This window comes from Bacteroides sp. D2 (assembly GCF_025147085.1).
GTDB lineage: Bacteria > Bacteroidota > Bacteroidia > Bacteroidales > Bacteroidaceae > Bacteroides.
The window spans coordinates 5,305,787-5,318,121 of the sequence record NZ_CP102261.1 but is presented as its reverse complement, the minus strand read 5'-3'; the positions used below and the strand labels follow the sequence as shown (position 1 = coordinate 5,318,121).

10 protein-coding genes are annotated in these 12,335 nt (G+C 40.3%); all 10 read left to right on the top strand.

Annotated elements, in window-relative coordinates:
- The first annotated feature begins 2 nt into the window (after nt 1–2).
- The 10 genes from NQ505_RS19890 (at nt 3) to kdsB (ending at nt 12,333) form a co-directional block, all read left to right on the top strand.
- Entirely contained in the window at nt 3–1,085 is a 1,083-nt protein-coding gene (locus NQ505_RS19890) for a glycosyltransferase family 4 protein (RefSeq protein ID WP_008998393.1), read from the top strand.
- Nucleotides 1,086–1,104: 19 nt separating this feature from the next.
- Nucleotides 1,105–2,511 carry an undecaprenyl-phosphate glucose phosphotransferase gene (locus NQ505_RS19885; protein ID WP_008998392.1) on the top strand — a complete coding sequence of 469 codons (1,407 nt, stop codon included), beginning with the start codon at nt 1,105–1,107 and terminating at the stop codon, nt 2,509–2,511.
- A gap of 89 nt (nt 2,512–2,600) precedes the next feature.
- Nucleotides 2,601–3,407: a polysaccharide biosynthesis/export family protein gene (locus tag NQ505_RS19880; protein ID WP_050486474.1), complete on the top strand. Its 807-nt coding sequence runs from the start codon at nt 2,601–2,603 to the stop codon at nt 3,405–3,407.
- A 9-nt stretch (nt 3,408–3,416) separates the two neighbouring features.
- Nucleotides 3,417–5,858, top strand: coding sequence for a GumC family protein (locus NQ505_RS19875; protein ID WP_008998390.1), 2,442 nt, complete (start codon nt 3,417–3,419; stop codon nt 5,856–5,858).
- Between the two features lie 285 nt (nt 5,859–6,143).
- Nucleotides 6,144–7,718 carry an ATP-binding protein gene (locus NQ505_RS19870; RefSeq protein WP_032853363.1) on the top strand — a complete coding sequence of 525 codons (1,575 nt, stop codon included), beginning with the start codon at nt 6,144–6,146 and terminating at the stop codon, nt 7,716–7,718.
- A 162-nt stretch (nt 7,719–7,880) separates the two neighbouring features.
- Nucleotides 7,881–8,405, top strand: a complete 525-nt coding sequence (locus NQ505_RS19865; protein WP_004295818.1) for an HU family DNA-binding protein — start codon at nt 7,881–7,883, stop codon at nt 8,403–8,405.
- Between the two features lie 68 nt (nt 8,406–8,473).
- On the top strand, nt 8,474–8,566 hold the full coding sequence (locus NQ505_RS19860; protein ID WP_004295819.1) for a smalltalk protein: 93 nt from the start codon (nt 8,474–8,476) through the stop codon (nt 8,564–8,566).
- A gap of 253 nt (nt 8,567–8,819) precedes the next feature.
- Nucleotides 8,820–11,144 (top strand): transglycosylase domain-containing protein, encoded by a 2,325-nt coding sequence (locus NQ505_RS19855; RefSeq protein ID WP_004318142.1) that lies wholly within the window; start codon nt 8,820–8,822, stop codon nt 11,142–11,144.
- Nucleotides 11,145–11,193: 49 nt separating this feature from the next.
- On the top strand, nt 11,194–11,580 hold the full coding sequence (locus NQ505_RS19850; RefSeq protein ID WP_004318143.1) for a 2-amino-4-hydroxy-6-hydroxymethyldihydropteridine diphosphokinase: 387 nt from the start codon (nt 11,194–11,196) through the stop codon (nt 11,578–11,580).
- Nucleotides 11,581–12,333, top strand: a complete 753-nt coding sequence (gene kdsB, locus NQ505_RS19845) for a 3-deoxy-manno-octulosonate cytidylyltransferase (RefSeq protein WP_004318144.1) — start codon at nt 11,581–11,583, stop codon at nt 12,331–12,333.
- Nucleotides 12,334–12,335 lie beyond the last annotated feature (2 nt).

Here is a 12,335-nt window from a genome sequence, read left to right as displayed (position 1 = left end):
CTATGAAAATTGTAGTAACCGGTACCCGGGGAATACCCAATATCCTAGGTGGTGTCGAAACACACTGCGAGGAACTTTTTCCTCGTATGGCACAAAAAGATATTGATATAACTATTGTTCGTCGTAAAAGTTACGTTCATGATTCACTTACGGAATATCAGGGAGTGAAATTGGTGGATATAACAACCCCGAAAAAAAAATCACTGGAAGCCGTTATTCATACGTTCAAGGCGATTTTGAAAGCAAGAAGTCTGCATGCGGATATTGTGCATATCCATGCTATTGGTCCGGCATTGTTGACTCCCCTGGCGCGTCTGTTGGGAATGAAAGTCGTTTTTACTCACCATGGTCCGGATTATGACAGGGATAAATGGGGGCTTGCGGCTAAAACGATGTTGAAGCTGGGGGAACGAATGGGTGTAATGTTTGCAAATGAGGTAATTGTCATTTCGGAAGTGATAAATGATATTCTGGTGCGCAAATATGGACGGAGAGACTGTCGTCTTATTTACAATGGAGTGCCTGCGCCTGATAAAATTGCAGATACGGATTATCTGGAGAGTCTGGGTGTGGAATCTCATAAGTATGTATTTGCCATGGGACGTTTTGTGCCCGAAAAGAATTTTCATCATTTGATTCATGCGTTTTCGGCTTTAAAACGACTTGACTATAAACTCATATTAGCCGGTGATAGCGATTTTGAAGATGATTATTCGATAAATTTAAAGAAACTGGCCAAGGAAAATGGGGTAATTCTTACGGGATTTATTAAAGGTAAGAAATTGCATGAATTGTTGACTCATGCCTGTTGTTTTGTGTTGCCTTCTTCTCACGAGGGATTGCCTATCGCGTTGTTGGAGGCTATGAGCTATGACCTACCTGTAATCGTAAGTAACATCCCTGCTAACCTGGAGGTAGGATTAGCGTATGATTGTTATTTTCAGACTGACGATGAAAAAGAGCTAAAAGACAAATTGCAAAAAGCGTTATCAAAAGATTTTGTTCCGGTATCTTATTCTATGGATGAATACAATTGGGATACAATTGCAGAGCAAGTATTAGCGGTATATCGGGGAGTGGTTTAAAATATTAATAAATGAATTTATGCAGGAAATCCAACGTTTTAACAAAGTCCTAAAGTCTTTGGTCCTTTTGGGGGATCTTATTTTGCTGAACCTGCTTTTATGGGGATTTAATTTTTTTCTGGGTACCCGTTTCTGGTGTATTCATTGCGGTTCTATCTTTCAGGGTATGACTCTTATCACTCTATGCTATTTACTTTGTAACATGCATTCAGGTGTTATTCTTCATCGTCCTTTGGTGCGTCCTGAACAGATCATGATCCGTGTTTTACGTAACATGGTTCCTTTTGTCTTTTTATCGGTTTGTACGTTGCTTGTTTTTCATTTTCATTTTTCTCATTCCCGCTATTTCGGACTGTTTTATGTTGCACTGATAATTGTCATTATTAGCTACCGCTTAATTTCCCGTCACTTACTGGAGATTTATCGGAAAAAGGGAGGAAATGTCCGCAAGGTAGTATTGGTTGGGAGCCATGAGAATATGCAGGAACTTTATCATGCGATGACGGATGACCCTACGTCTGGTTATCGTATACTGGGTTATTTCGAGGATTTCCCTTCGGACCGTTATCCACAGGAAATTCCATATTTGGGACAACCTAATGAAGTGACTGTTTTTTTGGAAAAACACACGGGAGAGATTGACCAGCTTTATTGTAGTCTTCCTTCTGTGCGAAGTGCGGAGATTGTTCCTATCATAAATTACTGTGAAAACCATCTGGTCCGTTTCTTTAGTGTTCCTAATGTTCGGAATTATTTGAAACGTAGGATGCATTTTGAGTTATTGGGTAATGTTCCTGTACTTTCCATTCGTTGTGAACCATTGGAGTCATTAGAAAACCGTATTATTAAGCGTGCATTTGATATTGTTTGTTCGGGGGTATTTCTTATTACTGTCTTTCCATTTGTCTATATATTCTTCGGAATCGCGATCAAGCTAAGTTCTCCCGGCCCTGTCTTTTTCAAACAAAAGCGCAGTGGTAAAGATGGTCGTGAATTCTGGTGTTACAAGTTCCGCTCGATGAAGGTAAATACACAATGCGATACTCTTCAGGCTACGGAAAACGATCCTCGTAAAACACGTATCGGAGAAATAATGAGAAAGACTAGTGTGGACGAATTACCGCAATTCATTAATGTGTTGAAGGGTGATATGTCTATTGTCGGTCCCCGTCCTCATATGTTGAAGCATACGGAGGAATATTCCAATCTAATAAATAAGTTTATGGTTCGTCACTTTGTAAAACCTGGAATAACTGGATGGGCGCAGGTGACGGGTTATCGTGGTGAGACGAAAGAGCTCTGGCAGATGGAGGGGCGTGTGCAGCGTGATATCTGGTATATAGAACATTGGACGTTTTTATTGGATTTATATATCATGTATAAGACGGTGTATAATGCTATACGTGGTGAAAAAGAAGCATATTAGAAAATTAAAGATTAAAAATTAAAAGGTAGGTGCGCTTGCCTTAAAACTTAGGAATTAAAGGGCGTTTAATTATGAATTTAAGAATTATGATGAGAAGACTAAACAAGAGAAATTTGTGGCTACTATTGTTGCCATTACTATTGGCTGCCTGTCAGTCTTATAAAAAGGTTCCCTATTTCCAGAATGTGGAAGTTGTGAACGAGGTAGAACAACAGGAAAAACTGTATGATGCAAAAATCATGCCCAAGGATTTGTTGACTATTGTGGTATCGTGTACTAATCCTGAACTTGCGATACCTTTTAACCTGACAGTTGCCAGCAATGCCGGAATAGCTGTGAGTACTTCGTCTTATGTGACTACTCAACCTGTATTACAACCTTATTTGGTAGATAATGAAGGAAACATAAATTTTCCGGTGTTAGGAGAATTGAAGTTAGGAGGCTTAACGAAAAGGGAAGCGGAACAGCTGATTATAGATAAACTGAAGCCTTACATGAAGGAGACTCCCATTGTAACGGTGCGTATGGTAAATTATAAAATATCTGTTATCGGCGAAGTTACCCGTCCCGGTACTTTCACTATTTCTAATGAGAAAGTGAATCTGTTGGAGGCATTGGCCATGGCTGGTGATATGACGGTCTACGGTCTTCGTGATAATGTAAAGTTGATTCGTGAAGACGCAAACGGTAAACAGCAAATTGTAACCTTGGATTTGAATAAGGCCGAAACCATTCTTTCGCCTTACTATTGGTTACAGCAGAATGATATTGTCTATGTGACCCCCAATAAAGCAAAGGCTCGAAATTCGGATGTGGGCAACAGTACCAGTCTTTGGTTCTCTGCTACTTCTATTTTGGTATCTATTGTCAGCCTATTAGTAAATATATTAAAATAATGATTTGCAATGAAAGAAACAGATTTCAACGAAGCACAAGAATCTAAGGAAGAAAATATAGACGTCAAGGAACTGCTTTTTAAGTATTTGATCCACTGGCCTTGGTTTGTGGGTACGGTTGTAGTGTGTTTGATTGCGGCATGGGTCTATCTTTATATGTCCACTCCCGTATATAATATTTCCGCTACGGTTCTAATAAAGGATGATAAGAAAGGTGGTAGTGCCGGAATGCTTTCCGGGTTGGAGAGTCTGGGATTGGATGGCATGGTCTCTTCTTCGCAGAATATTGATAATGAGATTGAAGTTCTCCGTTCCAAGACTATCGTCAAAGAGGTGGTTGAAGATTTGGGGCTTTATATTTCCTATACGGATGAAGATGAATTCCCTTCCAGAAACATGTATAAGACTTCACCAGTACAAGTGAGCCTGACTCCGCAGGAAGCTGATTTGTTGGAGGAGCCGATGATTGTGGAGATGGCATTGCAACCACAGGGAAGTATGGATGTGAATGTGAAGATAGGCGATGATGAATATCAGAAGCATTTCGAAAAGTTGCCGGCAGTTTTTCCCACCGAACGGGGAACATTGGCCTTCTTTCTGACACCGGATTCTGTATTGTCTTCTAAAAGAACATTGGAAGAAACTACGGATTCGGAAAAGACTACACGCAATATAACAGCAACAATAAATAAGCCTTTGGCTGTAGCGAAAGCGTATTGCAAGAATATGACTATTGAGCCCACTTCCAAAACTACTTCTGTAGCTGTCATATCATTGAAAAACTCAAATGTACAACGAGGCAAGGATTTTATCAATAAGTTATTGGAGATGTATAATATCAATACGAATAATGATAAGAATGAAGTGGCGCAGAAAACAGCAGAATTTATCAATGAACGTATTAGTATAATCTCCAAAGAACTGGGTAGTACGGAAAAGGATCTGGAGAGTTTCAAACGTGGGGCAGGTATTACGGATTTGACCAGTGATGCTCAGATAGCTTTAACTGGTAGTGCTGAATATGAAAAGAAGCGTGTGGAGAATCAAACCCAGATTAATTTGCTGCAGGATTTGCAGAAATATATGCAAAATGAAGGTTATGAGGTTCTACCTAGTAATATCGGATTGCAGGATTTGAATCTTGCTGCTGCTATCAACCGTTATAATGATGTTCTTGTTGAGAGGAAACGTTTATTACGTACATCAACAGAGAATAATCCTACCATTATAAATCTGGATACCAGCATTAGTGCAATGAAAGAGAATGTACAAGTCTCTTTAGACAGAGTGTTACGTGGATTATTTATCACGAAGGCGGATTTGGATCGTGAGGCGAACCGTTATTCCCGTCGCATTAGTGAGGCACCTGGTCAAGAGCGTGAGTTTGTGAGTATTGCTCGCCAACAGGAGATAAAGGCCGGACTTTATTTGATGTTGCTTCAGAAGCGTGAGGAGAATGCTATAACTCTGGCTGCTACAGCCAACAATGCAAAGATTATAGATGACGCGATAGCAGATGATGCTCCTGTATCTCCTAAACGTAAAATGATTTACCTGATTGCTTTAGTGTTAGGAGTCGGAATTCCGGTGGGGGTTATTTATCTGCTCGAATTGACTAAATTCAAGATTGAAGGTCGTTCTGATGTAGAAAAACTTACCAGTGTACCTATTGTTGGTGATATCCCATTGACTGATGAAAAGCAGGGTGCTATTGCTGTATTTGAGAATCAAAATAATCTGATGAGTGAAACCTTCCGTAATATCCGAACGAATCTTCAGTTTATGCTTGAAAATGACAAGAAGGTGATTCTGGTTACTTCTACGGTTAGTGGTGAGGGCAAATCTTTCATTTCTGCCAACCTTGCTATCAGTCTTTCTTTATTGGGGAAGAAAGTAGTAATCGTGGGTCTTGATATTCGTAAACCGGGTTTGAATAAGGTATTTAATATTCCGAGAAAAGAAGTTGGTATAACTCAATATTTAGCCAATCCGGAAAAGAGTTTGATGGATTTGGTACAGCTTTCCGATGTTAGTAAGAATCTCTATATTCTTCCTGGTGGAACAGTTCCTCCTAATCCGACCGAATTACTGGCTCGTGATGGATTGGATAAAGCTATTGAAACGCTCAAGAAGAATTTTGATTATGTGATTCTGGATACAGCTCCTGTTGGTATGGTAACTGATACCTTATTGATAGGGCGTGTGGCTGATTTATCTGTTTATGTCTGCCGTGCAGACTATACTCATAAAAATGAGTATACTTTGATCAACGAACTTGCTGAAAAAGATAAATTACCTAGCCTGTGTACTGTAATCAATGGTTTGGATCTGAAGAAAAGAAAGTACGGTTATTATTACGGTTATGGCAAATATGGCAAGTATTATGGCTATGGTAAGCGATATGGCTACGGTTATGGATATGGAGAACAATCTCACGCCAAGGAAGACTAAAGCCATTAATGACCGATATTTTTTAAGTTAATAATGTCATAGAGTACTTTTAATACTTTACACAAAAGTGAGATGGAACATGTAGGTCCCTAACTTCATGCTACACACATGAAGACCCCTACATTTTGTGGTCAGGAAATACACAGCGGTGTATTCCTGATCAACGCCCTCATGTCGGTGTAAATCCGATGTGATTTCTATTATATCAACCGTCTGTGAAGATAGTTGATATTTTTTTTGTAAAGCAATGACTGATGGATATTTTTTAGTAGCTTTGTGAAAAATATGATTGATATGGAAGATTTGCAAAGACTATATCCTATCGGGATACAGACATTCTCGAAGATACGGGAGGGGAATTACCTCTATATTGATAAAACGGAATATGTTTACCGGATGACTCATTCGGCTTCCAGCTATATGTTTTTGAGCCGTCCACGACGTTTTGGGAAATCATTACTTACTTCCACGCTGCATAGCTATTTTTCCGGTCGTAAGGAACTGTTTCATGGATTGGCTATGGAGAAACTGGAGAAGGAGTGGACGGAATATCCGGTACTTCACTTCGATATGAGTACCGCCAAACATTCGGATAGTGAACAGTTGCTCCAAGAATTGAATCTGAAACTATATGGTTATGAACAGATTTATGGACGGCTGGAGGAGGAGGTTAATCCCAATCAGCGTTTGATGGGACTGATAAAACGTGCCTATGAGCAGACCGGAAAGAAAGTGGTTGTGCTTATTGATGAATATGATGCTCCTTTGCTTGATGTGGTACATGAACGGGAAAATCTGGATGTATTGCGTAACATCATGCGTAACTTCTACAGCCCATTAAAAGCTTGTGATCCTTATTTGCGATATGTATTTCTGACTGGTATTACCAAATTCTCCCAACTAAGTATTTTTAGTGAGTTGAATAATATAAAGAATATTAGTATGGATGAGCCATACGCTGCTATCTGTGGAATTAGTGAAGATGAGATACGTTTGCAAATGAAGGATGATTTGGGAGGATTGGCAAAGAAATTGGAGATAACACCTGAAGAGGCTTTGATGAAATTGAAAGAAAATTATGATGGTTATCATTTTACATCTCCTTCGCCCGATATATATAATCCTTTCAGTTTGCTAAATGCTTTTGCTGATGGAAAATTTGGATCTTATTGGTTTGGTAGCGGTACTCCTACATATCTGGTTAAGATGTTGGATAAATTCGGTGTGAAACCTTCCGAAATTGGACGTAGACAGCTGAAATCTTCAGTTTTCGATGCTCCTACTGAAACGATGACTGATGCAGTACCTTTATTGTACCAAAGTGGGTATATCACTATTAAGGATTATAATAAGATGCTAGACCTTTATACGCTGGATATTCCCAATAAAGAAGTAAGGCTGGGACTTATGGAGAGCCTTCTTCCTTATTATGTAAATAACAAGACACCTGAAGCAACTACCATGGTAGCTTATCTTTTTTATGATATTCAGAATGGTGATATGGATGCTGCTTTACACCGTTTGCAGGAATTTCTGTCTACGATTCCTTACTGCGACAATACAAGGTTCGAAGGACACTATCAGCAGGTCTTTTATATCATATTCAGTTTGTTGGGATATTACGTGGATGTGGAGGTTCGTACTCCTCGTGGACGGGTAGATATAGTACTTCGTACGAAGACTACATTGTATGTGATGGAACTGAAATTGGATAAAAGTGCGGGTGAAGCGATGGAGCAAATTGATTTGAAGAATTATCCGGAACGCTTTGCTTTATGTGGATTGCCTGTCGTAAAGGTGGCTGTCTGTTTTGATAGCGAACGGTGTACGATTGGGGACTGGGAGATTATAGGATGCTGATTATGTTGTTGATTTATAGTTTATTATATACTTAGGTAAATGAAAATAGCTCCGCAAGGAGCTTTTTTCTTTTCTATCCGGAATAAAAGTTTCACCTTTGCATTGTTGATCAACAAAACGTGAATAAATAAACTTGAATTTAAATCTTTAAAAAAACGTAGTATGAGTGTAATTTACAAAGTCATTACGCGGCCAACAGATCCGCGTGTTCCCAATTCTCCTAAGAGATATTATCCGCATCTGATCACTTTAGGTCAGTCCGTCAACCTGAAATATATTGCACAGAAAATGCAGGATCGTTCTTCGCTGTCTATCGGTGACATCAAGAGTGTAATCCAGAATTTTGTGGAAAAAATGAAGGAGCAGTTGTTGGAAGGTAAGTCTGTGAATATCGAAGGTTTGGGTGTGTTTATGTTGACTGCCCGTTCAAAAGGTGCGGAGTTGGCGAAGGATATTAATGCTAAGAGTGTGGATAGTGTTCGTATCTTTTTCCAAGCTAATAAAGAGTTGCGTGTCACCAAAACTGCTACCCGTGCAGATGAGAAGTTAGATCTGATCAGTCTGGATGAATATCTGAAGAAAATTAGCGTTACTGTATCTCCGGAAGATCCCGAGAAACCGGATGAAGGCGAAGGTGGCGGAGATGAAGGTGGCGGTAGCGGAGAGGCACCGGATCCCGCAGCTTAATGTCTTGTTGATTAATAGCTGACGGTTAGAGTGTTCATTTAGTGTTTAATTTAAAAAGAGAAATGTCTATGAAAAAAACGTGGAGTATTATTTTGAAAGTGATTATTGCTGTTGCCGGTGCGATTGCCGGAGTGGTAGGTGTGCAGGCAGCAACCTTGTAATTGATTATCTTATAAATAGGTATATTTATGAATGAATAACAGGCGGGATTTTTCCCGCCTGTTTGTGTTTAGATATAATAAGAGGGTTGCTTTCTTGAAAAATGCTCTTTTTTGTTTTGTTTCATGCTATTTGTTAGGAGTATCGCTCTATATTTTAACAAAATAGAAATTATAATCAAACTCGTTGGCTGAATAGCGGATTTTATCTACCTTTGCATCTTAATTAAATGCGTCATTTTAAGCGAGAAAAAACATGATTCGAAAAATAATAAAAGCTCTTTGGATATTCTTGGCAGTCATAGTATTGGCTATTGTTATAGTCTTTGTCTCCATTTCAAAGGGTTGGATTGGCTATATGCCTCCTGTAGAGGAACTCGAGAACCCGAGCTATAAATTTGCAACAGAGATTTTTTCTGAAGATGAGAAAGTGCTTGGTACATGGTCTTACAGCAAGGAAAACCGGGTGTACACGGCTTACAAGGATTTGTCACCCAGTATTATCAATGCTCTTATTGCAACGGAAGATGTTCGTTTTGTCGAGCATTCGGGTATTGATGCCAAAGCGTTGTTCCGTGCGTTTGTGAAACGTGGTTTGATGTTTCAGAAAAATGCAGGTGGGGGTAGTACCTTGTCACAACAGCTAGCTAAACAGTTGTTTACGGAAAATGTGGCTAGAAATACACTTCAACGTCTTTTCCAAAAACCGATTGAATGGGTGATTGCGGTGAAACTTGAACGTTACTACACCAAAGAGGAAATATTGAGTATGTATCTCAATAAATTTGATTTTCTGAATAATGCTGTTGGCATCAAAACTGCTGCATATACCTATTTTGGCTGTGAACCGAAGGACTTGAAGATTGAAGAAGCAGCTACATTGGTGGGTATGTGTAAGAATCCGTCACTTTACAATCCGGTTCGTTTCAACGAACGTTCCCGTGGCCGTCGTAATGTAGTGCTCGAGCAGATGCGTAAAGCCGGATATATCACAGATGCAGAATGTGATTCTTTGCAGGCTCTTCCGTTGAAACTGACTTATAACCGTGTTGACCATAAAGAGGGACTGGCTACTTATTTCCGTGAATATCTCCGTGGCGTTATGACAGCACCGAAACCGGTAAGAAGTGATTATCGTGGTTGGCAAATGCAGAAATTCTACGAAGATTCTATCGCTTGGGAAACTAACCCGTTATATGGCTGGTGTGCGAAAAACAAGAAGAAAGACGGTACAAATTATAACATCTATACAGATGGATTGAAGATTTATACAACTATCAATTCACGTATGCAGCAGTATGCCGAAGATGCTGTAAAAGAGCATTTGGGTGATTATCTGCAACCTGTATTCTTCAAGGAAAAAGAGGGAAGTAAGAATGCCCCGTATGCAAGATCACTACCGGAAAAACGAGTGGAAGAGTTGTTGACGAAAGCAATGAAACAAACGGAACGTTATCGCCTCATGAAAGAGGCGGGAGCTTCGGAACAACAGATTCGTAAGGCGTTCGATACGCCGGAAGAAATGACTGTCTTTTCCTGGAAGGGTGATAAAGATACGATTATGACACCGATGGATTCCATCCGCTACTATAAATCTTTCTTGCGGACAGGATTTATGTCAATGGATCCGGCAAACGGACACGTGAAAGCTTATGTGGGCGGACCGAATTATGTATACTTCCAGTATGATATGGCGATGGTGGGACGTCGTCAGGTAGGTTCTACTATTAAACCGTATTTATATACATTGGCAATGGAGAACGGATTTTCTCCTTGCGATCAGGCACGCCACGTAGAGCAGACTTTGATTGATGAGAATGGAACTCCCTGGACACCACGTAATGCAAATGATAAGCGTTATGGAGAAATGGTAACTCTGAAATGGGGATTGGCAAATTCCGATAACTGGATTTCTGCATACCTGATGGGTAAGCTGAATCCGTATGATTTGGTACGCTTGATCCATAGTTTCGGTGTACGCAATAAAGCAATTGATCCGGTGGTTTCACTTTGTCTGGGACCTTGTGAAATTTCTGTCGGTGAAATGGTCAGCGCATACACGGCTTTTGCCAATAAAGGAATCCGGGTGGCTCCATTGTTCGTTACCCGTATTGAGGATAGTGATGGCAATGTCATTTCTACTTTTGCGCCGCAAATGGAAGAAGTGATAAGCGCGTCGAGCACTTACAAAATGTTGGTTATGCTGCGTGCCGTTATTAATGAAGGAACGGGTGGACGTGTTCGTCGATATGGAATTACCGCCGATATGGGTGGAAAAACAGGAACGACCAATGATAACTCCGATGCCTGGTTTATGGGATTCACTCCTTCACTGGTATCCGGTTGTTGGGTAGGAGGTGACGAACGTGATATTCACTTCGGTAGAATGACCTATGGACAGGGTGCTGCTGCAGCTTTGCCTATCTGGGCTATGTATATGAAGAAAGTGTATGACGATCCGACTTTGGGATATGACCAGCAGGAGAGATTCAAACTCCCTGAAGGGTTTGACCCGTGTGCCGGTTCGGAAACTCCTGATGGCGAAGTGGAAGAAAGAGGACTGGACGATCTGTTTAATTAAGTATTAAGTATAGTGCTATTTAATACTTAATACCTAATACTTAATTTTAATGCACAAGTATATTGTTTGCATAGGGAGTAATTACAATAGGAAAGAGAACCTGACTTTTGCCAGACAGAAGTTGACTGAATCGTTCTCTTCTATATGTTTTGCTCCCGAACTGGAAACTAAACCTTTGTTTTTTAAGAATCCGGCTCTGTTTTCCAACCAAGTGGTTCTGTTCTATTCCGATAAGGATGAAGAGACGGTGAGGAAAATGCTGAAAGATATAGAACAGAGGTCCGGACGTCGTTCGGAGGATAAGAAAGAGGAAAAAGTATGTCTGGATATTGACATGCTTTTATATGATAACAAAATATTAAAACCGGAGGATTGGCAAAGGGGATATATACAACAGTCATTATCTGCTTTCCATTCTTCATTATTTATTAAGTAGATGAAATTTCTTGGAATTATACCTGCCCGCTATGCATCCACTCGTTTTCCTGCGAAACCGTTGGCTATGTTGGGCGGAAAAACAGTCATACAACGCGTATACGAACAAGTGGCAGGCGTTTTGGATGATGCTTATGTAGCTACGGATGATGAACGCATTGAAGCTGCTGTTAAGGCGTTCGGGGGAAAGGTTGTGATGACTTCCGTTCACCACAAAAGTGGTACGGATCGTTGTTATGAAGCCTGTACCAAGATTGGAGGTGATTTTGACGTCGTAGTGAATATACAAGGAGATGAGCCTTTTATTCAGCCTTCACAACTGGATGCGGTAAAGGCTTGTTTTGAAGATGTAACCACGCAGATTGCTACGTTGGTGAAGCCTTTTACTGCCGATGAACCGTTTGCCGTACTGGAAAACGTGAATTCACCGAAAGTAGTAGTCAACAAGAACTGGAACGCACTTTATTTCAGTCGTTCTATCATTCCTTATCAGCGTAATGCCGAGAAACAGGACTGGTTGAAGGGACATACCTACTACAAGCACATCGGATTGTATGCTTATCGTACAGAGGTGCTGAAAGAGATTACCATGCTTCCACAGTCTTCTTTGGAGTTGGCCGAATCTTTGGAGCAGCTTCGCTGGCTGGAGAACGGATACAAAATAAAGGTCGGTATCAGTGAGGTGGAAACTATTGGAATCGATACTCCACAAGACTTGGAACGGGCAGAAGAATTTTTGAAGAATAGAATCTAATC